Here is a 26,984-nt window from a genome sequence, read left to right on the forward strand (position 1 = left end):
AAGAAGGGGCGCGAAGTTCGCATTCGCCACGGTTCATCAAATGGGCCGATATTCTGTGGGAGTGCCCTTGGGCGCGACCGCGGAGTTCCGCTCTGGCCGCGGTCTGTGGTGAATCCGTAGCGCTGCGGTCGCGCCCGAGGGCACTCCCACAATTTGACTGCGGCAAGGCCTGCTTTGCAGCGCAAACCGGACCTGGCAGCGACGTTGCGTGTAGGAGCCAGCTTGCTGGCGATCGTTCCGTCCGGGGCGCCTATCGCCAGCAAGCTGGCTCCTACAGCGGGGCCGGGGCGAATGCGAACTTCGCGCCCCTTGTGGACACCAACCAAGCCTGTCCGGATCGACATCTCGCGTACCTGTCGACGACTACGGCGCATCGTCATGGGTGGCGCTCCCTCCCGTTGCGAGGAACCGGGGCACCCATCCGGCGGGATGCGCCGGGGCGGCATCGCGCCCATGTTCAGCGCCCGGTCCCGTTCACGCGGTACCTTGCGTCGTATTGCCAGAACGAGCTGAAGCCGATGAGAGTTTTTCGCTGCGAGAGTTGTGGGGCGCTGACCTATCTGAGCAGCAGCGCCTGCGTGCAGTGCCAGGCCGAGCTGGGCTTTCTTGCGGAGGAGCGCTGCCAGGGCACGTTCTGGCTGCAGTCTGACGGCCGGCTGCTGCGTCATGGCCGCGGCGATGAGGCCTGGCGTCGCTGCGCCAACTTCCAGACCGCCTGCGCCTGCAACTGGATGCTGCGCGAGGACGACCCGAACACGATCTGTCTGTGCTGTCGGCTCACCGTCTCGCTGCCCGACCAGTCGCTGCCCGAGAACCAGGCCGCCTGGCGTGACCTCGAGGCCGCCAAGCGCAGCTGGATGTCGAATGTCCTCGATCTTTACCTGCCGGTGCGCCCGCGCAGCGAGGACCCCGAGCGCGGGCTGGCCTTCCACTTCCTGCGCCAGCTCGACGCCGACCGCCCGGTGCTGACCGGCCACGCCTCGGGCGAGATCACCATCAATGCCATCGAATCCGACCCGGTCGAGCGCGAGCGCAGCAAGATCAATCTGCGCGAGCCCTACCGGACCCTGCTCGGCCACGTCCGCCACGAGTCGGGGCACTACTACTGGGACCTGCTGATCAAGGACTCGCCCCTGCTGGAGCCGTTCCGCGCGCTGTTCGGCGATGAGCGCGAGGACTACTCGGCCGCGCTGCAGCGCCACTACGACAACGGGCCGCCGGCGGACTGGCAGTCGGCCTACGTCAGCGGCTACGCCACCATGCATCCCTGGGAGGACTGGGCCGAGACCTGGGCTCACTACCTGCACATGGTCGACCTGATCCAGACCGCCCGCGCCTGGCAGCTGGAGGTGGGGGCCTTCGACGACTCGCGGATGCTCGCGCTGCTGCCGGAGTCGTCCTCGCTGACGCCGGAGTTCATCGACCTGCTCAAGCGCTGGACGCCGCTCACCCTGGTCGCCAACAGCCTCAACCGCAGCCTGGGGCAGGGCGATGCGTACCCGTTTGCCCTGCCGTACACGGCGCTGCGCAAGATCCAGTTCGTCCACGACGTCGTCAAGCCGTTCCACCCCCAGGGCGGTTTTCTGCACTGAGTCCGGAGGTCCCTTGGCGTTTTTCCCCGGCCTTGGGGAAATACCCGCGCGGGCTGGATAAGCGGGGCGGCTGGGCACACACTGCGGCTGGGTTCCCGCTCCGGACGTCATGCATCCCTTGCTCGCGCGCTACCGCCCAGCCCGTGATCGCTACGATGAGCTCTGCCTCGATGAAGGGGGGCGGCCCCGCGCGCACTGGCAATCGCTGATCCGCCGGCTGCAGCAGATCCCGCCCGAGGGCCTGCGCGAGCGCTGCGAGTTCGTCGCCCGGCAGATCCAGGAAAACGGCGTCACCTACAACGTCTATGCCGACCCCAAGGGCGACGCCCGCCCCTGGGACCTCGACATGCTGCCGCAGCTGATCACGTCCGAGGAGTGGGCGCCGCTGGCTGCCGGGATCGCCCAGCGTGCGGGGCTGCTGGAGCGCGTCCTGGCCGACCTGTACGGCGAGCAGACGCTTCTCTCGGGAGGGCTGCTGCCGCCCGATCTGGTCTTCGGCCACGGCAACTTCCTCTGGCCGGCGCAGGGTGTGCGCCCCCGCGGCGATGCCTGGCTGCACGTCTACGCCGCCGACCTCGCCCGCGCCCCGGATGGCCGCTGGTGGGTGCTGGCCGATCGCACGCAGACGCCTTCCGGCGCCGGCTACGCGCTGGAGAACCGGCACATCGTCGGTCGCGCCTTTCCCGAACTGTTCCGCGAGCTGGGCATCCGCCGCCTCGACGGCTTCTTCGACGCCCTGCACGAGAGCCTGCTGCAGCGCTGCGAGGACGACGGCGAGCCGCCGCTCATCGTGCTGCTGACGCCGGGCCGCTTCAACGAAACCTACTTCGAACACGTCTTCCTGGCCCGTCAGCTCGGCTTTCCCCTGGTCGAGGGGCAGGACCTGACCGTCCGCGACGCGACGGTCTACCTGAAGACGCTCGGCGGCCTGCAGCGCGTGCACGCCATCCTGCGCCGGCTCGACGACGACTGGTGCGATCCGCTCGAGCTACGGGCCGACTCGGCGCTCGGCGTGCCCGGCCTGCTCGACGCGGTGCGCGCGCAACGGGTGGTGGTGGCCAACGCGCTTGGCTCGGGCGTGCTGGAGTCGCCGGGCCTGATGGGCTTCCTGCCGGCGATCGCCGAGAAGTGGCTGGGCGAGCCGCTGTCCCTGCCTTCGGTGGCCACCTGGTGGTGCGGCGAGGAGGCCACGTTGCGCGATGCCCTGCGCAAGCTGCCGCAGCTGGTGATCAAGGGCGCCTATCCCTCGCAGGGCTTCGAGCCGGTCTACGGCGCCGATCTGGATCGCGCCGGCCTGCGCGCGCTGCGTGCGCGGCTGCGCCGCCGGCCGGGTGCCTACGTGGCCCAGGAGCAGGTCCATCTGTCGCAGGCGCCGGTCTGGCCGGGAGACGGCAGCGATGCCCTGGTCGCCCGCGCGGTCACCATGCGCGTCTACGCGGTGGCCACGTCGGAAGGCTTCCAGGTGATGCCCGGCGGCCTGACCCGTGTCGCCCAGCCGGGCGGTGCCGAAGTGGTCTCGATGCAGCGCGGCGGCAGCAGCAAGGACACCTGGGTGTTTGCCGACGCACCGCAGCGCGCCGCGCCCAGCCTGCGGCGAATCGACAGCGTGGTACGTCGCGACCCGCACCTGCTCTCGCGTACCGTCGAGAACCTGTTCTGGCTCGGCCGCTACGCCGAGCGCTGCGACGTCCATGCGCGCCTGCTGCGCAGCCTGCTCAATCGCATCGATGACGACCTCGATCCGCAGGTCTTCGAGATGGGGCTGGGCCTTGCCCGGCAGCTCGGCCGGGTGCCCACTGGCGGCGCCGACGCCGCCGACCTGCTGCGGGCGATCGCCGACGTCGATTGGGAGAACAGCCTGCATGTCAACCTGCGCCGCCTGTGCTGGTCGGCGTCCGAGGTGCGCGCGCGGCTGTCGATGGAGAACTGGCGCACGGTGATGGAGATCCAGCGCGATGCGGCCTCATTGGGCGCCGCGGGTTTCGGCGAGGGCAGGGCATCGGCCTTCCTAAATCGCCTGCTCACCGCCCTTTCGGCGCTGAGCGGCTTCGCGCTGGATGACATGACCCGCGATGACAGCTGGCGCTTCCTGATGGTCGGGCGCAGCCTGGAGCGCCTGCAGGCGCAGATCGCCCAGGTCCTGCCCCTGCTCGAAGGGCCGCCCCGCGACGCCGCTGCGCTGGGCTGGTGGCTGGAGCTGGGCAACGTCACCATCACCTATCGTTCCCGCTACCTGGCCTCGCCGCAGCTGATGCCGGTCCTCGACCTGCTCCTGCTCGACGAGGACAATCCGCACGCCATGCTGTTCCAGCTCGAGCGACTGACCGCAACGCTGGCGCAGATCGGCTTCTCGGCCGCTCCCGAGGGCGCCATCGAAGGCCTGGAAGGCACGCGCGAGCGACTGCGCAGCTTCGAGGTCAGCGGCCTGCTGGCGGGCCCCGGAAGCGAGCCGGCGCGCGAGCTGTCGGTGCTGCTGGGCGCGCTGTCCACTGCCCTGCACGTGCTTTCCGAGCGCCTGGTCGCGCGCTACTTCGCCCAGGTCGACGACCACAGCCAGATGACCTGGTCGACATGAGCGCCTTGCCCTCGATCCGCGCCCAGCGCTATCGCGTGCTGCACGACACCCACTACGACTACGCAGCGCCGGTGTCGCTGTCCGAGCAGCTGCTGCATCTGGCGCCGCGGCCGCTGCCGAGGCAGCGGGTGATCGACTGGTCACTGGACTGCGATCCCGAGCCCGGTCGCCAGGAGCAGGCCCTCGATGCCTTCGGCAATCCGGTGGTGCGCCTGCAGTTCGACCGCCCGCATGCCGCGCTCTCGGTGCGCATGGCCATGCAGGTGTCGATCACGCCGCGGGCGCCGGTGAACGTCGAGGACTCGCCGCCCTGGGAAGAGGCCTGCAGCCTGTACCGCTACCACGCCGGATTCGTCCCCGACGCCGCCGTGCTGGAGGCCAGCCGGTTCCGCTTCCAGTCGCCCTACGTGCCGGTGAAGCAGGCCTTCGGCCAGTTCGCCGCCGACTGCTTTCCGCGCGGCCGTCCGCTGCTGGCCGCAGCCGAGGCGCTGATGGCGAATATCCACGAGCAGTTCGAGTTCGACAGCCGGGCGACCCAGGTCGCCACGCCCCTGGCCCAGGTGCTGGAAGAACGTCGCGGCGTCTGCCAGGACTTCGCCCACCTGATGATCGCCTGCCTGCGCGCGCTGGGCCTGCCGGCGCGCTACGTCAGCGGCTACCTGCTCACCCATCCGCCGCCGGGCAAACCGCGCCTGGTAGGCGCCGACGCCTCGCACGCATGGGTCTCCCTGCGCTGCCCGAAGCAGGGCTGGATCGACTTCGACCCCACCAACCACGTCATCCCCGACACCGAGCACATCGTCCTCGGCTGGGGCCGCGACTTCGGCGACGTCTCACCCCAGCGCGGGGTAATTCTGGGCGGCGGCGCGCATCTGCCGCGAGTGGCTGTGACGGTGGAGCCGGTAGCCGAGGCCGCGCCGGTCTAAGCCGGACGAACAGACTCTACTCACGGCAGGCCCGGGGCCGCACTGGCCCCGCTTGGGAGATGCGCTTGCTCGCTTCTTGTGCCGCCGGCAGAGCAGGCACCTGCTGCGCGTCTCCGCTTGTGAGCGGAGACGCGCAGGGCTGTGGTCAGTCTGGGAAGGGAAGGTTCTACGGCTGTGCCGGTCCTTCGAAGCCGCCAACGTGGATGAAGCTGTTCGAAACCGGACTGATGACGAATCGCCCCGCATCGAGCACCTGCCCTTGGTTCCCGGCCGGCAACCGGACTTCCGGCTTCAGTTCCAGATAGGCCGCACCGGTCTTGGCCCGCACCTGCAGAGAGATCACCGCGCTCTCTTCGGGCAGGAGGTCGACCAGCAGATCGATCGCGCCGCTTCCGCTGGCGGGGCTGCAGGCTGACGTGGTTGCGGTGCAGGTCCATGTGGCGCTGGCCGCCTGGGCCGGCAGCGGCAGCAGGATCCTCGCGCCGGATGCCGCACCCCCGCCCAAATTACTGACCTCAAAGCGATAGGTGGCGTCGAGCGACGTGGTGGCTCCTCCCTTGCTCTCGGAGCGGCTGAACCTCGAGAACAACGAGTCAAATTGCAGCAGATCTATGTAGTAGAAAATTGCAGCGGTTGATCCATCGTTGTGAACAAGGGTGCTCCGCTGGGCCCTTCCGCAACGCTGGCCTTCTGTGGAGGCCACAATCAGCGGTTGAATAGGGCTCTGGCAGGCGTTGGCGGGGACGCTACACGCCCCGGGGCCGTTGTCGCGGGGGTAGGTACAGAGTGCCGTGGTGTCGCGCTGGGTCGAGCCGCCTTCGATCGGGCCGGCGTCGAACTTCAGATTGCTGCCCTCGATCCGGACATTCGTCGGGGTAAGCAAGCTGCCCGGTGTGGGAATCACGCTCACCACATGCTCAACGGTCTGGCCCGCCTCGTTGGCGGCTCCAGCATTCGCCGATCTCACGAAACCCGAAATCGTGTACTCGCCCGCGCTGCTGAAGGACTCGAGTGAAGACCTGATGTAGCTGGCAGTAGGCGGCTGATTCAGATCAAGCAGTTCGATCGTGCGCACTACGGAGGCGCTGGCGCCGTTGGCGTCGGTCACTGTGTAGGTGATTGTCCGCTGCCCGGGATCGGGAAGTGCTGCCGGTTCGAGGGTGATGCTGACGCTCGCATCCAGCCACTGCCGCGCGGAAATCGTTCCGTAGGCTCCGAAGCTGCCGTCCGGCCGCGAAGTGGTGCCGCCGGGCTGGGTCCGCTCGGTCAGCGATCGGTAGGCAGACAGGTCAATTGCGGTGGCCGGGCTGCCGCCCGGGTCGCCACTGATCGATGCCGAGAGGGTGAGACCCGAGCTTTGGAAGGTCGATCCGGGAGCGACGTCGGGGTCATTCACCACCAGCTCGTGGTCAAAAGCACCAAACGGCGGCAGGAAGGCGTTGTGATTGATCGGAAAGTTGAGTCGCGGCGAGGCCGAGACGAAGGCGATCGTCGGCGGAAAGTTCGCCACGATCGTGATGCTCCGGTCGACCGATGCCGGCTCAAGGTTTTCATCGCCAGCAATGGATGCCCGCAGTTGGCAAGTGCCCACCGCCAATGCGGTGATCGTGGCTCCATTGGTGCCGCCACTGGTGCAGATGCCGGTGGACAAGGAACTGAAGGTCACCGGGTTGCTGCTGGGCCCGCCGGTTGCGGAGACCTGGAAGCTTCCCTGAGCTACGGATGCCTGTGCTGGTGGATTGAAGGTAATGGTCTGCGGCCCCTTGCCGACCGTAAACGTCAAGGTGACTTCGGCCGCTGGGAGATAGGCCGCGCTCCCTGCCTGGTTGGCGGCGAGCGTGCAGCTGCCCGGGACGAGGCCGATCACCTGTTGGGATTGGGGATCGGAACAGACCGATGGCGTCTGCGAAGTCAGCACGATGGGGTTGCCTGATCCACCGCCCGATACGCTGACGAAGGCATTGCCGCCTGCGACGAGCGCAGGTGGTGCGCCGAAGGTGATCGTCTGTGGTGCCTGCGGTACGACCGCGTTGCTGGCAGGCGAGGAGGCGGGCCCGCTCAGGCCATTGCTGGCGACCACAGTGAAGGTATAGCTGGTGCCGTTGTTGAGATTCGCAACGGTACACGGGGACACGCTGCAGATTCCGGTTCGCCCGGCCGGCGTGCTGGTTGCCGTGTAACGGGTGATGGCTGCACCGCCGTTGCTGGCGGGTGCATCGAAACTCACCGTGGCCTGACGGTTTCCGGCTGAAGCGACGACGTTGAGCGGCGCCGTGGGTGGGCCTACCGCAGTGGAGACGAAATTCGCCGATACCCCGCCGATATTCACCGTGGTGGTCGCCGTGGCAGCCGCAGCGCCGGCGGTGCGGTGACGGACACGCAAGGAGTCTCCGTTTCTGACCGCGCCGACGCGGGTCAGCCATAGGCCGCCGTTGACCGAGTAGGCCGATTCAGTGGCGCCGTTCACGGTGACGTTGGCAGGGACGTCGGCACCCAGGCCGGAGATCGTGATCGCCGCAGACTCGACCAGGGTCGAGAGCGGCGCGCTTGCGCTGGCGAAACTGAAGCTATCCGGCGTTGTATCCGCATTCGCCGTGTAAGCACCAAGGAAGTTGCCCCCGCGCACCAGGCGAACAGGTGCGGAGCCAGACTTCGAGCCGCTCTGGATCGCCAGCGTGCTCTGGAAGCGGTAGAGCAGCACAGAGTCGGGAAATGCCGGGTCGCTGCTGGAGGACAAGTAGGTCGCGAAGCCCTGGTTGCTGTTGGGAAAGGCAGCCTGATCCAGGGTGGCGAAGTTCTCCGTTTCAAAATCCCGGATGGAGCCGAGTTCCGTGATGTTGGGCAGTCGCCAGTCGCTCTTGCCGGCGAAGGTTTCTCCGGCGGCCTGCAGTGCCGCGCTCCAGGAAGTGAACTGGGCTTCGGCTCCCGTCGTGCAATCGCTGCCGGACAGGCCCTGTTGGCAGGTTTTCCACTCCAGACCGGTCAGGGCATCGGTGGTCGTGAACTCTCCGGCCACCCGCGCGTCGGACACGATGAATCGCTGGGTCGTGGACACTTTGCTGCCGCGCACCAGACGCACGTGCCTTGCCGTCGTAACGCTGTCCTCCGACGGCCGGCCAATGTCGAAACTCACCTGCCAGGCGCCGTTGGCGACGGGGGGCGTCCCAGCGGTGGGAGGGTAGATGATGCTGTTGAGTGCGCCCTGATCGGTCCAGAACCCCGCAAAGGCCTGGGCATCATCCTGGTCGGGCAACCAGGTCTCGTCGATCAGATTGCTGCTGCTGCCCTTGAACGCCACCAGGCTGAGCAGCTCGATGGGAGTTGGCAGTCGCCAGTCGTTGAATCCGCAGAGGCCTGCGCTGTTTGCAGCCTCGACGTAGGCGTCGGTGTTGCAGCTGGCCGTCTGGCCGTTGCAGGTGTCGCCCTCGTCATTGGTCCTGCCCGCCCATGAGAACCGATGGTCCCGGTCGCGCAGGCTGGAGTCGTTAGGACGCAGTTCCCAGATAAGCCCGGTTACGTTGTCTCGCGTGCAGCCCCAGTCGTTCGCCCCGGCGCCTTGGGATGCGCTCGCCGGCAGCGCAGCGCTGCTGTTGGAGATCTTGGTGTAGTCCCGGCCGGGTACGCTGGCTCCGCCGATCTTCAGCTGTGCACCGGCAGCATCTGCCGCCGCTGCGCCGAACGAACAATCCTGACCTTCGAAGCCGGTGGCCTCCGGCGTCGGGTCTACGCCCACGGTGCCTGTCGGTGTTGAGGTGTCATCGAAACAGCGGGTCTCGCCTGTATCGTTGAGGTTGAAGGTGTTTCGCGCGCACACCACCCCAAGGTTGGTGACGTTGGCGGAGGCGATCGTGCCCGAGGCGTTGTTGACCTCGCAGGTCTGGCCGTCAGGCTGGATCGCGACGGTCACGCTATAGGCACTGGCATTCGCAAGCAGCGTGGAGAACTGGAAGGCCCCGTTGGCACTCACCGCGAGATCGTCACCGCCGTTGTTGCGCAGGGTGAGGGTAGCCCCGGAGGCGAGACCGCTGACCGTGCCCCCGACCGTGTAGGTCGTGGTGCAAGTGATCGTGACGTTGGTGACGTTGGCGCCCGACAGCGTGCCATTCCCGCCGCCGACGCTGCACGCGGTGTTCGGCGTGGCGGGAAGCGTGAGCACCGTGACGGAGAACGCTGTGCCGTCGAAAAGCCTCGTCGGGAAGCTGAAGCCGCCGTTGGCGCCGACGGTGAGGTTGTTGCCGGCGTTGAGCTGGAGTACCACGTTGTTGCCGGCGGGCAGTCCAGTCACCGTCCCGCCGATGGAGTACATCGGCGGGTTGATCACATCCACCTGCCCGGCCCCCCAGGGGAAACGCGCGTCGTCCGCACTGCCATCGCCGTCGAAGTCACCCACGGTCAGGCCGCTGATGGACGCGTTGATAGCCGCGATGGTGCTTTGGGTGACGCCGTTGGCTTGAAGCAGGATCTGATCGCCGGGGGTGAAGTCCCATATGCGGTTTCGGGTGGCGTTGTCACTGGAGTCGATGATGAAGGTATCGTTGCCTCCCAGGCCGAAGAGCTCGTTGCTGCCGCCCTTGCCGTTCAGCGTGTCGGCGCCGTTGCCGAATCCTGCCGGATAGGTGGCCAGGGTTCGCATCGTGGCTTCGGTGAAGTAGGCGAATGCCTCCTGCGCTCCCGAGCCCGTCAACGTGTGCGTCTGCGTATTGCCTGCAGCACTGGCTCCGCTGCCACCGAACCCACCGCCGCCGCCGCCGCGGCCGCCACCGCCGCCTCCGCCTGGCCCCACTACCCCGGAGTCGGTCGCCTGGGATGCGCCACCATTGCCGCCTGCGCCACCTCCTGGGTTGCCACAGCCCGCAACCAGTGTCGGTCCGCCTGCGCCTCCTTTGGTGCCGCCGCCGCCGCCGCCGGCGCACAGTCCGCCAACCGCGCCTGGTGGTCCGACGTTCCAGGTGCCGCCGCCGCCGCCGCCGCCGCCGCCGCCAAGCCCACCAAATCCTCCGTAGAAGCCTCCCTGGGCGCCACCGAAGCCGTCGCCGATGAGGATGTCGTTCGCTGCATTGCCAATGAGGGTGTCGTTGCCGGATCCCGCTGCGCCGCCGCCACCACCGATGAACGAGCCGGCGGGTGAGGCACCGCCGCCGCCGCCCGAGCCATCGCCGATCAGCACGTTTCCTTGGCTGCCAAGTGAAGAGATCGAATCGTCGTCTCCGCCTCCCGCGCCGCCTGGTCCGCCGCCGCCGCCTCCTCCTCCTCCCGAACCGTCTCCTACGATGAAGCTGTAGAGCGGTGCACCCTTGGAGACCGGCTTCCCTGTGGGCGTGCCAGTCTTCTTCGCCGAAGTGCATTGTGAAGGCTCGTTAGCCGAACCTGCCCCGATGCTGGCGCCCTGATCGCACGCACCGGAGGCCTGTTTGCCTTGGTCGGGTCGGCCAGCCTCCGCTGGCTGCTGGTACATCAGCGAACAGGCAATGAGCGAGACAACGCAGGCGATGTGCTTCATCGAGACCTTCCATGCGGGCGACGTGCCTCGCACTCTAGGGGAAGTCGGCGCCAGAACGCGATAGATACTGCGTGCCGCTGGCGACGTTCGGCATGCTGGTGTCGGATTCCTCGACGTGCTTCACACGTCGTCCGCTGCAGCGCAGCAATCCTGATGGGGGTGGGGCGATTTCCTGCTGCCGCGCTGTGCGGACTGTGCGATTCGGTGAATCGTTCAGCGAGACACTGGACACACTCCGGCCAACCGCTGCAGGCTCGCGGGATTCGAATGCGGTGGGAGACGCGGTGTGTTGCGCAAGCTGATGGCAGTCATGGTCTGGGCCGCGGGCGTCGGGGCGGCGGGTGCGGTGAGCACCGAGCTGCCCGAGGACGCGGTGCTCTGGTCGGAGGCCCGGGGCGCCCAGGTGCACAAGGTCGCCGCCGACCTCGGCGAGCGCGTCTATCGCGCGGCGATCGCCGGTCGCGCCGCGCAGGCGCTTGAGCTGCTGCAGGCCGAGGCTGACCCGCTGGTCCGTGAATCGGCGGTGGCCGATCTGCTGACCCGCCTGCAGCACGGGGCGCCGCCGCCCGCGATCGATCTGCTGGTCGACTGGGCTGCGTCCCAGCCGGTTCAGGTGTTCCGCCAGCACGAGGAAACCCGCGCCAAGGCCTACCTGCCGATGTTCGATATCGCCCAGCGCGCCCGCGACCTCGATCGGCTCTGGGCCGAAGCGGCGATCCGCGACGATTGGGTGGCGCGCTGGCGCACGGATCCGAATGCGGCTCTTGCCGAGGCGGCGACGCTCGACGAGGCGCGGGTCGGGCTTGCCGGCGAGGCCCTGCTGCGGCTCTCACCGAAAGCCTTTGCTGGCGTGCGGGAAACGCTGGCAGACACCCCGGGCGAGGCACTGCCGGCCCCCATCTGGCTGTTCGCGGCGCAGCGCCATCCCGATCCCGAATACCTTGAGCATGCCCTGGATCATGGCGGGGCCGCCTCGCGGCAGCGGGCCATCCAGCTGGCCGCTGAGTTGCCCGCGGATGCGGCCGAGCGCGTGCTGGCCGCGCGCGAGGCCGACCCGGCACTGGGCTCGGCCGCGACCCTGGTCCTGGTTCCGCGCCTGCTGGAAGCGGGCCGCATCGAGGCCCTGCGGGACCGCCTGGCCGACCCGGCGCGTCGCGACTCGACCGCCGCGGCGCTCGCCCGTCTTGCCGATGATCCTGAACATCTCGATACGCTGGACGCCCTGCATGCCGGACTGTCCAAGTCGGCCGAGCGCGGCGGCTGGCGCCGGGTGCTGATCCTGATCGATGACGGCGCCAAGCGCGCCCGCTGGGCCCTGCCGGCGGAGGTGCAGCCATGATCCGCCTCGATCGCGCCCTGCTTGCGGGCATGGCACTGGCCTTCGTGGGCAGCGCCGGGGCCCAGGTCATCCACACCTATACCAATACCGAGACCGGGGCCGAGCGGATTCCGCTGGGCTACCCGGTGCCGACGCCGGTGGCCTCGCTGACCCCGGTCGATGGCTTCCGCGACTACGCCAGCCTGGATGCCCGGCTGCGCTTCCTGGCCGAGGACTCCGCCGATCTGACCGGCCACGATGTCGGCCAGACCGCCAATGGGCGGGTGGTGCGGGCCTATGTTGTGTCCGATGCGGACGGGGTCGACGTGGAAGGACGCAGCGAAGCGGCCTTCTTCATCAATGCCTCGACCCACGCCCGCGAATGGGGCACGCCCGAGGTCTCCACGTATCTGGTGGAACGCATGGTGGAGGGCGCGAATGACGGCGGGCTGGTGCGCTACCTGCTCGACAACGCGCGGCTGGTGATCATTCCCGTGCACAACATCGACGGCTTCCTGCAGACCCAGCGCTTTCCGAACCAGGTGATCATCGGCCAGGACCCGCGGGCGCCGAATGAGTGGCCACGCGATGGCCGCATGCGGCGCAAGAACATGGTCGGCGTCGACGAGATCCTCTCCACCTTCGGCGACCATCTGCGCGGCACCGACCTCAACCGCAACCACCCGCCGTTCTGGGGCACGGTCACCAACGGCGGCCAGCTGACCAACCCCAACGAGCTGACGTTCCGCGGCGCCGGCCCGCACTCCGAGCCGGAGAGTCAGGCCCTGGTCAATGCCTCGCAGCTGGCCCCACCCAGCCGGATCCGCTTCGGCGTCGACGTGCACAGCTTCAGCAGGGTGTTCTTCTCCTCGAATACCGGGCGTACACGCCTGAACCAGATCCAGTCACGCCTGTTCGCCCTGCTGAGCAGCCATCACGCCAGCGTGCCGACCGCCAGCGGTCAGCCGAACAACGCGTTCTACCGCGATATTCCCGATCCGCCGAACTCCGGTATCGGAGTCGCCGCCGAGTACTTCGCCTACGAGTGGCTGGTGCCGTCGATGACCCTTGAGCTGGAACCGCAGGGCAGTGGTGCCGAGTACGGCGGCACCGGTGCCAGCCACAGCGGCTTCGTCCTGCCCGACTCGCAGGTTCGCCGGGTCCGCGAGGCCTGGGCCGAAAGCTTCCTGGTCGGCTTCTACTTCATGTCCGGTCCGCCGCACCTCAAGGCGCTGCGGGTCTTCGACGCCGGCAGCGGTGCGCTGCTGCAGGAGCAGCGCTGGGTGCGAGACCCGGCCAGCGGTCGCCGCACGCTGCAAAGCAGCCATCCGGGCAGCGTCGTGGCAGGGCAAGCCCTGCGCGTCGAACTGGTGTTCAGCAAGCCGATGCGCTATCGCAACGCCGATGGGCAGGTGGCCTCGCTGCCAGGGCTCAGCACCGTCGCCGCGCCGATCGTCAGCCGCATTACCCAGCAAGGCACCGAGGGCGTCGACACCAGCAGTGGCACCTGGCTGGGCGACGCCGGTTTCGAGCGTTACCGGGACGACACCTTCCGCTTCAGCATGAGTGCGCCGGCCGGCGGCATGCAGCGTTTCGAGGTGGCCACGACCGACATGGCGGGGCTCGGCCTCGATGCCGATCCCTCAACCCCGGCCGACTGGCAGGACGGGGCCTGGAGCGAGTGGGAGGATGCCGCCGGCGTGGACGGCGATATCGGCGGCGTCGATCGCATGACCGCGTCCCTGACCGTCAGCGAGTCGGGCAATCCTGCGGCCTTGAGCCTGGCCGTCGAGCCGGCAAGCGTGGTGGGAGAGGGCGACCGCCTCCGCCTGCGCCTGCTGCGCCCGGCCAGCGATGCGGGCGGTGCCCTGCAGGTGAAGGGACGGGTAGGCGGCTTCGCCGAGGCCAGCGTGAGCTGGGCCAGCGGCGAATCCGGCGAGCGCCTGCTCGCCCTGCCGGTGGAAGATGATGTGTTGGCCGAGGGCGATCGCAGCCTGTCCTGGCAGGTCGAGCCGGAGGGTTCGACCGATGCCCTGCTGTTCTCCGGTGAGGTGCAGGTGCTGGATAATGACCGTCCGGGCCAGGTGGTGGTGCGCGAGTATGAGGACGCCCGCCGTGGCCTGCAGCGCGTCGCCGAGGGCACGGCTGCTCTGCGCGAGCTGGTGCTCGATGGTGGGAAGGACTATGTCGGCCCGACCAACCTGCTCACCGTCTGCCAGCAGTTCGACATGCAGGCGCCGCTGGTGGTCCACGGCAACCGCGCCCGGCTCGTCCCCGGTGGCAGCGCCTGCAGCCTTGCCCGGCTGCAGGGCAGCGGCAAGGTGGAACTGCGTGACCTGAGCCTGACTGGCGAGCGACCGGACGCGGTGCGCACCCTGCTGGTCGATGCCGAGGGCCAGGACCTCACCCTGCACCGGGTGGTGATGCGCGATGCCGAGGGACCGGCCGCGCGCGGCGTGGGGCGGCTCGAAATGCGCCAGTCGGCGCTGATCGATTCGGCGATCTCAAGTCTCGGCCGCGCCGGTGACTTCGGCGCCCTGGAAGTGGCCTCGGCGGACATCGAGTCGAGCAGCTATCTCGACATTGAGCGCATGGCGCCCCTGCCCCAGGACGGCTTTGCCGCGCTGCTGATGACCGGCCGCGACGTCGAGTCCAGCCTGCGCGAGGTGGCCTACGATCCGCTGACGTTCTGGTTCATCCGCGGACGGGCGTCGATCGGCGGTAGCGTGCTCTACGACGCGGGCGGTCCGGTGACCCAGCCGCTGGCGGACTGCGATGGCGTGCGCAGCGTCGGCTTCAATGTCTTCAACCGCCGCCTGACGCGCTGCTTCGATCCCACTCCGACCGACCGCAGCGTGCCGGTCGAGGTGGCCGCGCGCAGCGGCCCGGATTTGGCCTGGCGGATGCCGTCCGGCGTGCTGCTCGACAGTTCGGAAGGCTGCGGCGCGGTCGATCAGCGCGGTGCGCCGCGTCCGCAGACCCTCACCGAGGGCGCCACGGCGCGCTGCGATGTCGGTCCGGTGGAGCAGGGTGTGAATCCCTGGCGCGGCTTCTGGCAGCCCGAGCGCGACGGCCATGGTCTGGACATCCAGACCAGCGGCAACGTGCTGACCCTGCTCTGGTACACCTACCAGCAGAACGGCGAGCCGATCGCCTACCTTGCCGCCGGCCCGCTGACCGGGCGGCGCTGGCAGGCCGAGCTGCTCACCGCAACCCGCAACACCCAGGACGGCACGATCACCAACACCCGGGTCGGCGAGGTGTCGATCGAATTCCAGTCAGATACGGCCGCCACCCTGCTCTGGCAGTTCGACGGCAGCATGGGCAGCAGCGAGCCGATCCGGGCGCTGGACTTCGGCGGCAGCGAGGCCAGGGTCGAAGTAACCGGATCCTGGTTCCCGCCCGGCGAGCCCGGAAACGGCGCATCGATTGCCCGGCGCGGCGAGGTGACCGCGATGGCGCTGTACTACTACGACGCAGGTGGCGTGCTGCGCTGGGCGCTGGGCCAGGGCCCGGCCGACGATGCCCTGCGCATGCCGCTGTCGAGCTTCACCGGCTTCTGCCCCGACTGCGACGCCGTCGCCAACCCGGTGACCTCGCAGCCTGCCGGCAGCGCGCTGCTGCATTTCCGCACGCCTGGGCAGCTGGTGATCGAGTCCGACCTTACCTATCCCGGCGGCAACGGGGGACGCTGGACGCGTCCGCGCAGCGACTTCGTTCCGCTCACCGACCCCGTCGACAATCGCGAGGCCGTCGCATCCATCGGCAAATAGTAGGCGCCTGACCGGGAATCGCCATGGCGCAACGCGTCCAAGCGGGCGTTTCCCGCGACGTCGCAGCAAGGCGAATAATGGGCGCGAAGCAGACGTACCGCAAAACCCGAATGTAGGAGCCAGCTTGCTGGCGATAGTTGCCCCGGACGGGACGATCGCCAGCAAGCTGGCTCATACATGCAACCGTGCCGCAGGGTCCAGTTTGCGCCGCAAAGCAGGCCTTGCTGCAGTCGAATTGTTGGAGGGCCCTTGGGCGCGACCGGAGCGCTACGGATTCACTACAGACCGCGGCCAGAGCGGAACTCCGCGGTCGCGCCCAAGGGCACTCCCACAGTCGAACCTCGTTGGGCGTCAGCGAAGCCCCATAGGGTGCGTCTTGGACGCACCGACACGGGCGTTCGGACGGTACGCCCGGTGCGGCCAGCCGCACCCTATGAATGTCTGCTATGCGCCCGAAGAGATCCTTCGGCAGGGGGACTCAGCGCAGGTCGCCGCGGCGCTTCTCGTCCATCCACTTGTCGGCCTGGGCCGGGCGGTAGGTGCGCAGCCAGTCGAACAGGGCGTCCATGTCCTGGCCGTGCCAGAGATCCTGGCGCTGGTCGGGGTGGAGGAAGCGGGTGTCGACCATGCGATCAAGCATGGCGATCAATGGGTCGTAGAAGCCATCGACATCGAAGAAGGCGCAGGGGCGGTCACCGAGGCCGAGCTGGCGCCAGGTGAGCATCTCGAACATCTCATCCAGCGTGCCGAAACCGCCGGGCAGGGCGACGAAGCCGTCGGAGAGATCGAACATGCGCCGCTTGCGCTCGTGCATCGAGCCGACCACCTCGAGGCGGGTCAGGCCCTTGTGCGCGACCTCCCACTTCATCAGATGCTCGGGAATCACCCCGGTGACCTCGCCACCACCCGCCAGCACGGCGTCGGCGACGATGCCCATCAGGCCGACATTGCCGCCGCCGTACACCAGGCCCATGCCTTCGGCCGCGATACGCCCCCCCAGCTCCACCGCCGCCTCGGCGAACTTCGGATCATTGCCGGCGTTGGAGCCGCAGTAGACGCAGAGGGATTTCATGCTTGAGAGCCGTGATTCGTGATTCGTGATTCGTGATTGGTGATTCGTTTGAAGCGGGCTCTCTTGACCACCCAAGGGGCTGTTCGCGGGAGGCGTTTCGCTTTCGTTCTGCGTCGATCGCGAGGGATGCCGACAGACGCCCGGCTCTTGCGAATCACGAATCACGAATCACGAATCACGAATCACGAATCACCAATCACGGGCCAACGTCAGTTGGCCTTGTGAATCGCCCGCTTGTCGACGGCCAGCGCCGCCTCGTGGACGGCCTCCGACAGCGTCGGATGGGCGTGGCAGATGCGCGCGAGGTCTTCGGCGGAGCCCTTGAACTCCATGGCGACGACGCCCTCGTGGACCAGCTCGGAGACGTTGGCGCCGCACAGGTGCATGCCGAGGATGCGGTCGGTTTCGGCGTGGGCGATCACCTTGACCATGCCTGCGGTCTCGTTCATCGCCACGGCGCGACCGATGGCGGCGAAGGGGAAGCTGCCGGTCTTGTAGGGGATGCCCTCGTCCTTGCACTGCTTCTCGGTGCGGCCGACCCAGGCCACCTCGGGCTCGGTGTAGATGACCCACGGCACGGTGTTGAAGTCGATGTGGCCGGGCAGGCCGGCGATCATCTCGGCCACGGCGATGCCTTCCTCGCTGGCCTTGTGGGCAAGCATCGGACCGCGCACGCAGTCGCCGATCGCCCAGACGCCGTCGACGCCGGTATGGCAGTGGTCGTCGACCTCGATCATGCCGCGGTCGGTCAGCTTCACGCCGCAGTCGTCGGCCAGCAGGTCCTTGGTAAAGGCACGGCGGCCGACCGAGACCAGCAGCTTGTCGACCACGACGCTCTGCTCGCCCTTGCCGTCCTCGTAGGTGACGTGCACTTCCTTCTTCTTGACCTCGACCTTGGTGACCTTGGCGCCGAGGTGGATGTTCAGGCCCTGCTTCTTGAACTCGCGCTGGGCGGCCTTGGCGATGTCGGCATCGGCGGCGGCGAGGAAGTCGGGCAGGGCTTCGAGGATGGTCACCTCGCTGCCGAGGCGCTTCCACACCGAACCCAGTTCGAGGCCGATGACGCCGGCGCCGATCACGCCGAAGCGCTTGGGCACTTCGTCGAAGTCCAGCGCGCCTTCGTTGTCGACCACGTGCTTGCCGTCGAATCTGGCGAACGGCAGCTCGATCGGCACCGAGCCCGAGGCCAGGATGATGTTGGTGGCGGTATAGCTCGATTCCTTGCCGTCGAAGTCCTTCACCGTGACCTTGCGGTCCTTGTGCAGGGTCGCGTGGCCATGGATCGCGGTGACCTTGTTGGCCTTGAACAGCTGGGCCACGCCACCGTTGAACTGCTTAACGATCTTGTCCTTGCGGCCGATCATCGTGCCGACGTCGATCTTCGCGTCCTTCGCGCTGATCCCGTGGTCGCCGAACATGTGGGTCAGGTTGTGGAACTGCCTTGAGGAGTCGAGCAGGGCCTTGGACGGGATGCAGCCGACGTTGAGGCAGGTGCCGCCAAGGGCCATCTTGCCGTCGGCCTTGCCGCGGGTGGCGTCGATGCAGGCCACCTTCATGCCCAGCTGTGCCGCGCGGATGGCCGCCACGTAGCCGCCGGGGCCGGCGCCAATGACGATCAGGTCGTAGTTTTGCTCGCTCATTTCAATCGTGTCCGTGATTCGTGATTGGTGATTCGTGATTCGTCAAAGGCGTGTTCGCGAGCCTGACCGGTGTGCGCTCTTGCGAATCACCAATCACGAATCACGAATCACCGGGCTCGCTAGAGCCCAAGCAGCATCTTGGCCGGATTCTCCAGCTGGTTCTTGATATCGACCAGGAACAGCACCGCGTCCTTGCCGTCGATGATGCGATGGTCATAGGACAGGGCGATGTACATCATCGGCGCTGCAACGACCTGGCCGTTCTCGACGATCGGGCGCTCCTTGATGGCATGCATGCCGAGGATGGCCGACTGCGGCGGGTTGACGATCGGGGTCGACATCAGCGAGCCGAAGGTGCCGCCATTGGTGATGGTGAAGGTGCCGCCCTGCAGGTCTTCCAGCTTCAGCCCACCCTTGCGCGCGGCTTCGGCGTAGTCGGCGATCGACTTCTCGACCTCGGCAAAGCTCATCTGCTCGACGTTGCGCAGCACCGGGGTCACCAGGCCCTTCTCGGTGGAGACGGCGATCGAGATGTCGGCATAGCCGTGGTAGATGATGTCGTTGCCGTCGGCGCTGGCATTGACGATCGGGTGGCGCTGCAGCGCGTTGGCCGCGGCCTTGGCGAAGAAGCTCATGAAGCCCAGGCGCACGCCATGGGTCTTCTCGAACTGTTCCTGCAGGGCCTTGCGCATCTTCATGACCGGGCCGAGGTTGACCTCGTTGAACGAGGTCAGCATGGCGATCGAGTTCTTCGACTGCATCATGCGCTCGGCGATGCGGGCGCGCATGCGGGTCATCGCCACGCGCTGCTCCGGGCGCGCGCCGCCGGCGCTCGACGGGGCCTCGGCCTGGGCCGGGCTCTTCATGCTGTTGACCAGGTCTTCCTTGGTGACCCGGCCACCGCGGCCGGTGCCCTCGACCTTGGACGGGTCGATGTCGTGCTGCTCGGCAACGCGGCGGCCGGCAGGAGAGAGCTCGGAGGTGTCGGCCTTGCTGGCCGGCTTGGCGGCCTCTTTCTTCGACTCGGACGACTTGCCGTCGTCCTTCTTCGCATCGGATTTCTTGTCGTCGTCTTTGGACTCCGACTTCGACTCCGACTTGGAAGCCGCCGCGCCTTCCTTGATCTTCGCCACCACCTGCTGGCTGGTCACGGTGTCGCCGCTTTCGAAGAGGATTTCCTCGATCACGCCGTCAACCGGGGCCGGCACTTCGAGCACCACCTTGTCCGTCTCCAGGTCGAGCAGGTTTTCGTCGCGCTTGACCGCGTCGCCGACCTTCTTGTGCCAGGCGGCAATGACGGCGTCGGACACCGACTCGGGCAGCACTGGGACTTTGACTTCGATGCTCATGGATCGCTTTCCTCAACGGGAGGGGGAGTGCGGCCAAGCCGGCCGGACGAAACGTGTGGGGTGGGCCGCCGGCTCACTCGGCGGGAATGTCGCCTTCCTGCGGTTGGGCCAGTGCAGCGTCGACGAGGGCGGCCTGTTCCTTGACGTGGGTTGCGAAGTGTCCGCAGGCCGGCGCCGGCGAACGGACGCGCCCGGCATAGGACAGCTTCTGCTTGCCCTGCAGGCAGAAGCGCAGATGGTGCTGGATCTGGTACCAGGCGCCCTGGTTCCGCGGCTCTTCCTGGCACCAGACCACTTCCTTGGCGCTGCCGAGTCGCTTGAGTTCCTCGACCAGTTCCTCGCGCGGGAAGGGGAAAAGCTGCTCGACGCGGACGATGGCCACATCCTTGAGTTCGCGCTTGTCGGCCTCTTCCAGCAGGTCGTAGTAGACCTTGCCGGCGCAGAGCACGACGCGCTTGGCCTTCTTGGCCTCGCTAAGACGCGAGTCGGGGATGATCCGCTGGAAGCGGCCCTCGGCCAGGTCGTCCATGCTCGACACCGACAGCTTGTGGCGCAGCATCGACTTCGGAGTCATCACGATCAGCGGCTTGCGCGTCGCGAACTTCATCTGCCTGCGCAGCATGTGGAACATCTGCGCCGGCGTGGTCGGGGTGCAGACCTGGACGTTGTTCAGCGCGCACAGCTGCAGGAAGCGTTCGAGGCGCGCCGAGCTGTGCTCCGGCCCCTGGCCTTCGTAGCCGTGCGGCAGGAACAGCACCAGCCCGCAGAGCCGGCCCCACTTGGCCTCGCCCGACGTGATGAACTGGTCGATGACCACCTGGGCCCCGTTGGCGAAGTCGCCGAACTGGCCTTCCCAGATGTTCAGCGTGGTCGGGTCGGCGGTGGCGTAGCCATACTCGAAAGCCATGACCGCCTCCTCGCTGAGCAGCGAGTCGATGATCGTGGCGTGGGTCGGGTTGCTGACCAGCTCACGCAGCGGCATCAGCGCCTCGCCGGTCTTCTGGTCGTGGACCACGGCGTGGCGATGGAAGAAGGTGCCGCGGCCGGCATCCTGGCCGACCAGGCGCAGCTTGTAATTCTCGCGCAGCAGGGTGGCGTAGGCGAGGGTCTCGGCGAATCCCCAGTCCATCGGGATCTCGCCGGCGGCCATCTTCAGGCGGTCCTCGTAGACCTTGCCGACGCGGGAATGCGGGGTGGTCCCCTCGGGCAGGGTGTTGATCTTCTGCGCCAGGCGGACCAGCGACTCCTTCTGTACGCGGGTGTCGATCTCGGCCTCGAGCGAGCCGTGCAGGTAGGGCGTCCAGTCGACGGCAAACTCGTCGATGACTCCGGAAACCAGCTCGACCACGCCCTCGCCGCGGTCCATCCGCTCGCGGTAGTCGTCGACCATGCGCTTGCTGTCATCGGCGCTGACGATGCCGCCGCTGGCCAGCCGCTCGGCGTACTTCTCGCGGGTCGACTTGCGCTGGCGGATGTTCTGGTACATCAGCGGTTGGGTCGCGGCCGGCTCGTCGGCCTCGTTGTGGCCGTGCTTGCGGTAGCAGACGAGGTCGATGACCACGTCCTTCTTGAAGGTCTGGCGGAAGTCCAGCGCCAGCTGGGCGCAGAACAGGACCGCCTCGGGGTCGTCCCCGTTCACGTGCAGCACCGGGGCGCCGACCATCTTGGCCGGGTCGGTGCAGTACAGGGTGGAGCGGGCGTCGTCGGGGCGCGAGGTGGTGAAGCCGACCTGGTTGTTGATCACCACATGCACGGTGCCGCCGACCGCGAAGCCGCGGGCCTGCGACATCTGGAACAGCTCCATCACCACGCCCTGGCCGGCGAACGCCGCATCGCCGTGGATCAGCACCGGAATGACCAGCTTGCGATCGGTATCGACGCGGCGGGTCTGGCGCGCCTTCACGCTGCCGGTGATCACCGGGTCGACGATCTCGAGGTGCGAGGGATTGAAGCCAAGGGCCAGATGCACCGGGCCACCGGGGGTGGCGACATCGGAGGAGAAGCCCATGTGGTACTTCACGTCACCGGAGTGGGCCGGGTCGAGCGGGGCGTCGTGCTTGCCCTTGCCCTCGAATTCGTCGAAGAGCATCTGCGCCGACTTGCCGAGGGTGTTGATCAGCACGTTGATGCGGCCGCGGTGGGCCATGCCGATGACCAGCTCCCGGGCGCCGCCACTGCCGGCGCGACGGATCAGTTCGTCCATCAGCGGAATCAGGCTCTCGCCGCCTTCCAGCGAGAAGCGCTTCTGGCCGACGTACCGGGTATGCAGGTAGCGCTCAAGCCCCTCGGCTGCGGTCAGCTTCTCAAGCACGCGGCGCTTGGCGGCCTTGTCGAGGCCGTAGCTTCCGCCGGCGCGCTCGAGGCGCTCGTAGACCCAGCGGCGCTCCTCGGCCACCGAGATGTGCATGAACTCGGCGCCGATCGGGCCGCAGTAGGTGGCCTTCAGATGGCCGAGCAGGTCGCGCAGGCGCATCCGCTCGGGACCGCCGAAGGTGTTGGTGCTGTACTCGGTGTCGAGATCGGCCTCGGTCAGGCCGTGGAAGTCCAGGCCGAGATCCGGCGCGCTCAGCTTGGTGGCCATGCCCAGCGGGTCGGTGTCGGCCTGCAGATGGCCGCGCGAGCGGTAGGCGGTGACCAGCTTGAGCACCGCGCCCTGCTTGCGGGCGGCCTCGTTGTCTACGGCGCCGGCGACGGCGATGCCGCGACGCTGGCGGCCGGCCCGGGCGACCTGCTCCATGATCGGACCGTGGGGCACGTCGCCCCCCTCGCGGCCGCCCAGTTCGTCGAAATAGGCTTTCCAGGCCGGATCCACGCTGGTCGGGTCGACCAGGTAGCGTTCGTAGAGCAGTTCGACGAAGGCGGCATTGCCGCCGGAGATGTGCGAAGTCTGCAGAAACTGCTTGATCAGGCTGTTCACGATTCGCCTTGCCCGGTGGTCTGGGGCAGTACCGGGTCCTGTGGGAGGAAGGGTGTCGCCAGCGGCTGGCGTCGGGGCCCGCGATTATAGCGGGGATGAACGGTTCCACGGCACCACCCGTGGCTTCAGGTTTGGTTCCTATTCGAACTCGATCTGGGTGGCGTCCTGCCGGACGGGCCCTGTGGTGGCCTGGTCGATGGGGGCGGGAGGGGTGGGCACTGGATGGATGCGCCGGGGCAGGCTGTCGGTTCGCCCTTCGATACCTCAGGGCGCACGGCTGTTCTGCGGCGCCCCGGAGCTTCGCATGCGGGTGAGGCGGGGCGGATAGGACCTGATCGCCGGCAGGTTGAGGCGGGAGACGAAGGGGCGTGCCGCCGCGTCCGGCACCGCTTCGTCACCTACGCGAAAGCGGGGATCCACTTCATTACACGATTCCGCGTCCTGCGTCCCGCTCCCAGCCCCTTCCCTACAAGGACTGCGCGCGCAGGCTGCCGGCGGCGCTGGCGCGATCCCAGGCCTGGCGGAAGTGTTCCATCAGCTGGCGGTGGCGCCCGGGTGCGTGGCGCTGGAAGCAGCCCTCGAAGCGGCTGCCGATCGGCCGGAACAGCAGGCCACCGGCGTCGTTGAGCACGTAGGCGCCGGCGAAGGGCGATTCCACCTCTTCCATGGGCTGGCGCAGCAGCAGGCTGCTCGACAGGCGCTGGGCCAGCGCCAGCAGGGGGGCGCCATCGTGCAGGGCGGTGTCCGGATCCTGCACCAGGATGCGGATCTCGGCGCCGCGACCCGCGGTCGCGATGCGCCGCACTTCCTGCATCAGGGGCTCGCCGGAGAACAGCTCGCGCTCAAGCGCGCGGGTGTGGATGTAGAGCTGCCGCCGGGCATCATGGAGGAGGACACCGAGGGCGTCGCGGCAGGCGGCGAGCCCGTCCAGCTCGATCTCCTCGGATTCCGCGCCGCGTGGTGGGGCGCTGCGGTACAGAGGCGGCGAGTCCTTCAGGTCGAGGCGCAGGGTATGGTGAAGGATGCCGGCTTCCTCGAGCACCTCGCCGGTCGTGGCGAATCCGTGTCGCAGGTAGAACGGCCGCGCCTCCGGCTCGGAATGCAGGTGCACCTGCGGCATCCGCCGCTGGCGGGCAAGATCGATCAGGCTGACCAGCAGGGCGCTGCCGACGCCGCGGCCGCGCCAGTCGCGCTGCACGGCGAGCCGGCCGATTCCGCCATTCGCAGCCAGCCGGCCGCAGCCGATGGCCTGGCCGCCGTCCTCGCGGGCCAGCACATGTCCGCAGTGCGGGTCGTCGGCATCCCAGAGCACCTCGTCGCCGGCGCCCAGTTCGGCGCGGAATACCCGTTCGCGGAGACCGACGATGGCGCTGCGATCGCGCGCCGGATCCGCCGGTTCGACGAAGAATCCGCCCGCGATCTCGCCCATCAGCCCGCTCCCCGTTCTCGCTCGATGACCAGTTTGCCTGCATTGAGCCATTCACGGGCAAGCGTCCGGGCGGCCGGGCTCAGCGCCTCGTAGTCGGCCAGCGCCAGGGGCTCGCCGCTGCACAGACGGCTGGCGCCGCTGCGGTCGCAGGGAAGCGACTCGCCATCGGCAAAGGCCAACGCCGCGCGGCCGTGGCGCACCCAGGCCAGGCGCGCGAACGGGTGCGGGCGCAGTCGGTCGCCGCGCTGCAGGCGCTGCAGCAGCTGGGCCTCGCCGAGCTTGCGCGGCGGCGCGGCAGCAAGTCCGGGCGAGCGGTAGCGGGTGATCATGCCGCCGAACCAGGTGGCCAGTGCCTCATCATCGAGTTCCACCATGTTGCGCAGCCGCTCGCGCAGCCGCGCAATGGCGTCGTCATCGACCAGGCCCGGGTCGCGCGCCGGCGGGCGGCCCGGGTCGGCATAGCGCCGGCTGCCGTCCTCGTCCTGGGCGAGCTGGTCGGCGAGGTCGGCGAGCAGCTCGGCATCGGAAGGCGCGCGCAGCCCGACCGAGAAGGTCATGCAGGCATCCAGCGCCTCGCCGAAGTGCGGTACCTCGGGCGGCAGGTAAAGCATGTCGCCGGGCTCCAGCACCCAGTCGTGACTGGGGTCGAAGCGCTGCAGCAGCTTGAGTGCCTGGCCCTCGCGCATGGCCTGGGCAGCGTCGGCACGCGCGTCGATCTGCCAGCGCCGCCGGCCGCGGCCCTGGATCAGGAACACATCGTAGTGGTCGGTGTGCGCGCCGACCGATCCGCCCCGTGCGGCGAAGCTGACCATCACGTCGTCCAGCCGCCAGCGCGGCAGGAAGCCGAAGGGGCCGAGCAGGGCGGCGACGTCGGGGTCCCACTTGTCGACGTCCTGCACCAGCAGGGTCCAGTCGTGGTCGGGCAGGCCGGGGAAGCGGTCTTCCTCGAACGGGCCCTGCTCGACCTGCCAGTCATCGCGCTCGCGATCAAGGCGGATCAGCCGGGCGAGGGCCAGCTCCTCGCAGGCGAGGCCGGCGAGGTCCTCAGGCGTCAATGGGTCATCCCAGGGCGCGAAGGCGCCGCGGACCAGCAGGGGGTGGCGCTGCCAGTAGTCGGCGAGGAAGCGCGACGCCGGCATGCCTAGCACGCCGTGCTTGCCGGCCCGGACCTCGATCGGCAGGGCGCCCTTCACCTCACACGGTTCCCGCGAAGCGACCGGCGAGGCCGGTGTAGTCGGCGGGGCTCATGTCCAGCAGCCGCTCCTTGGCTTCGACCGGGATCGACAGCCCGGCGATGAAGTCGCGCAGGGCCTTGGGCTCGATGCCCTGGCCGCGGGTCAACGCCTTGAGCTGCTCGTAGGGATTGGGCAGGCCGTAGCGGCGCATCACCGTCTGCACCGGCTCGGCCAGCACTTCCCATGCGGCGTCGAGGTCGGCGGCCAGGCGCTCGGGGTTGACGTTGAGCTTGCCGAGGCCGCGCGAGAGCGCCTCCAGGGCGATCAGCTGGTGGGCAAAGGCCATGCCGAGGGCGCGCAGCACGGTGGAGTCGGTGAGGTCACGCTGCCAGCGGCTGATCGGCAGCTTCATCGAGAAGTGCTCGCAGAGCGCGTTGCCAAGCCCGAAGTTGCCTTCCGCGTTCTCGAAGTCGATCGGATTGACCTTGTGCGGCATGGTCGAGGAGCCGACCTCGCCGGCTTTCACCGCCTGCTTGAAGTAGCCCAGCGAGATATAGCCCCAGATGTCGCGGCACAGGTCGATGCCGATGACGCCGATGCGGCGCAGGGCGTCGCAGGTTTCAGCGATGCAGTCATGCGGCTCGATCTGCGTGGTGTAAGGGTTGTAGTGCAGCCCCAGCGAGGTGACGAAGCGCTCGGCCAGCGCCGGCCAGTCGACCTCCGGATAGGCGACGACATGGGCGTTGAAGTTGCCCACGGCGCCGTTGATCTTGCCCTGCAGCTCAACCGCTGCCAGTTGCCTGCGCTGGCGGCTGAAGCGGGCGACGACATTGGCGATCTCCTTGCCCACGGTAGTCGGCGAGGCGGTCTGGCCGTGGGTGCGCGAGAGCATCGGCAGCCGCGAGTGGTCGTGGGCCATGCCGCGCAGGGTGTCGATGACCCGGTCCAGCGCCGGCAGCAGGACGCTGTCGCGGCCCTCGCGCAGCATCAGCGAATAGCTGAGGTTGTTGATGTCCTCGGAGGTGCAGGCGAAGTGGATGAACTCCCGCGCCGGGCCGATCTCGGCATGGCCCTCGAGGCGCTCCTTGAGGAAGTACTCGACCGCCTTGACATCGTGGTTGGTGGTGCGCTCGATCTCCTTGACCCGCTCGGCGTCGGCCACCGAGAAACCGTCGGCAAGCTGACGCAGGTGCTGGACGGCAGCGTCGGAGAACGCCGGCAGCTCGCTGATCTTCGGCTCGGCAGCGAGGGCGATGAGCCACTCGACCTCGACCCGGATGCGGGCCCGGATCAGCCCGTACTCGGAGAAAACCGGGCGCAGGGCGTGGACCTTGCCTGCGTAGCGGCCGTCGGCCGGGGAGAGGGCGGTCAGGCTGTGGTCGGACATGGCGGCTCCGCGGCGCTCGGAAAAACCGCCATTGTACCGGCGCCCGGAGTGACCGGGCGCCGGGAAAGGCCGGAGTCGGAACAGCGAAAGCGACCTTCGGGCGCCGAGAAGACGTTCATAGGGTGCGGCTCGCCGCACCGGGCGTACCGTCCGAACGCCCGTATCGGTGCGTCCAAGACGCACCCTATGGGGCTTCGCCAACGCGCAGCGAAGCCCGACTGTAGATGCTATGCGGGCCGTCCGCAGTTAAACCTCTAATTGGGACCAACCAACGGAGGCGAACATGCGAACGGCCCGCGAGTGGGAAGTGTATGTCGGAGAGGTGGTGTTG

13 protein-coding genes are annotated in these 26,984 nt (G+C 68.1%); 5 read left to right on the forward strand and 8 right to left on the reverse strand.

All coding sequences use genetic code 11. The features are described from left to right. The first annotated feature begins 518 nt into the window (after nt 1-518). The 3 genes from M0G41_RS14020 to M0G41_RS14030 all read left to right on the forward strand — a co-directional run bounded on the left by M0G41_RS14020 (nt 519) and on the right by M0G41_RS14030 (nt 5,093). A complete protein-coding gene (locus tag M0G41_RS14020) occupies nt 519-1,592 on the forward strand; it encodes a zinc-binding metallopeptidase family protein (RefSeq protein WP_248210420.1) in 1,074 nt (357 codons plus the stop codon). 109 nt (nt 1,593-1,701) lie between these two features. Then, nucleotides 1,702-4,167, forward strand: a complete 2,466-nt coding sequence (locus M0G41_RS14025) for a circularly permuted type 2 ATP-grasp protein (protein ID WP_248210421.1) — start codon at nt 1,702-1,704, stop codon at nt 4,165-4,167. After that, a complete protein-coding gene (locus tag M0G41_RS14030; protein WP_248210422.1) occupies nt 4,164-5,093 on the forward strand; it encodes a transglutaminase family protein in 930 nt (309 codons plus the stop codon). The genes M0G41_RS14025 and M0G41_RS14030 overlap by 4 nt, the downstream gene beginning before the upstream one ends. A gap of 166 nt (nt 5,094-5,259) precedes the next feature. Here M0G41_RS14030 and M0G41_RS14035 read toward each other — a convergent pair whose 3' ends face one another. Further along, the gene (locus M0G41_RS14035; protein ID WP_282452933.1) at nt 5,260-10,593 is read right to left on the reverse strand and encodes an Lcl domain-containing protein; all 5,334 of its coding nucleotides are present in this window, start codon (nt 10,591-10,593) and stop codon (nt 5,260-5,262) included. 286 nt (nt 10,594-10,879) lie between these two features. On the opposite strand from M0G41_RS14035, the gene M0G41_RS14040 reads away from it, so the two are divergent. Further along, the gene (locus M0G41_RS14040; protein ID WP_248210423.1) at nt 10,880-11,932 is read left to right on the forward strand and encodes a hypothetical protein; all 1,053 of its coding nucleotides are present in this window, start codon (nt 10,880-10,882) and stop codon (nt 11,930-11,932) included. Then, complete coding sequence (locus M0G41_RS14045) at nt 11,929-15,684, forward strand: M14 family metallopeptidase (RefSeq protein ID WP_248210424.1); 3,756 nt, start codon at nt 11,929-11,931, stop codon at nt 15,682-15,684. Before M0G41_RS14040 ends, M0G41_RS14045 begins: the two co-directional genes overlap by 4 nt. 478 nt (nt 15,685-16,162) lie before the next feature. On the opposite strand, the gene M0G41_RS14050 is transcribed toward M0G41_RS14045, so the two are convergent. From M0G41_RS14050 to purB, 7 genes are all read right to left on the reverse strand, one after another. After that, nucleotides 16,163-16,756 carry an LOG family protein gene (locus M0G41_RS14050; protein WP_248210425.1) on the reverse strand — a complete coding sequence of 198 codons (594 nt, stop codon included), beginning with the start codon at nt 16,754-16,756 and terminating at the stop codon, nt 16,163-16,165. A 209-nt stretch (nt 16,757-16,965) separates the two neighbouring features. Then, nucleotides 16,966-18,396, reverse strand: a complete 1,431-nt coding sequence (gene lpdA / locus M0G41_RS14055) for a dihydrolipoyl dehydrogenase (protein WP_248210428.1) — start codon at nt 18,394-18,396, stop codon at nt 16,966-16,968. Nucleotides 18,397-18,515: 119 nt separating this feature from the next. Beyond that, entirely contained in the window at nt 18,516-19,745 is a 1,230-nt protein-coding gene (gene sucB, locus M0G41_RS14060; RefSeq protein WP_248210430.1) for a dihydrolipoyllysine-residue succinyltransferase, read from the reverse strand. 73 nt (nt 19,746-19,818) lie between these two features. Beyond that, nucleotides 19,819-22,662: a 2-oxoglutarate dehydrogenase E1 component gene (locus tag M0G41_RS14065; protein ID WP_248210431.1), complete on the reverse strand. Its 2,844-nt coding sequence runs from the start codon at nt 22,660-22,662 to the stop codon at nt 19,819-19,821. 466 nt (nt 22,663-23,128) lie between these two features. Then, nucleotides 23,129-24,091, reverse strand: coding sequence for a GNAT family N-acetyltransferase (locus M0G41_RS14070; protein WP_248210433.1), 963 nt, complete (start codon nt 24,089-24,091; stop codon nt 23,129-23,131). Further along, nucleotides 24,091-25,284 (reverse strand): cupin domain-containing protein, encoded by a 1,194-nt coding sequence (locus tag M0G41_RS14075; RefSeq protein WP_425511256.1) that lies wholly within the window; start codon nt 25,282-25,284, stop codon nt 24,091-24,093. The genes M0G41_RS14070 and M0G41_RS14075 overlap by 1 nt, the downstream gene beginning before the upstream one ends. Before the next feature lies 1 nt (nt 25,285). Then, entirely contained in the window at nt 25,286-26,653 is a 1,368-nt protein-coding gene (purB, locus tag M0G41_RS14080; protein WP_248210434.1) for an adenylosuccinate lyase, read from the reverse strand. Nucleotides 26,654-26,984: the final 331 nt, after the last annotated feature.

The sequence above is a fragment of the Pseudomarimonas salicorniae genome, assembly GCF_023156535.1.
Classification (GTDB): Bacteria; Pseudomonadota; Gammaproteobacteria; order Xanthomonadales; family Xanthomonadaceae; genus Pseudomarimonas; species Pseudomarimonas salicorniae.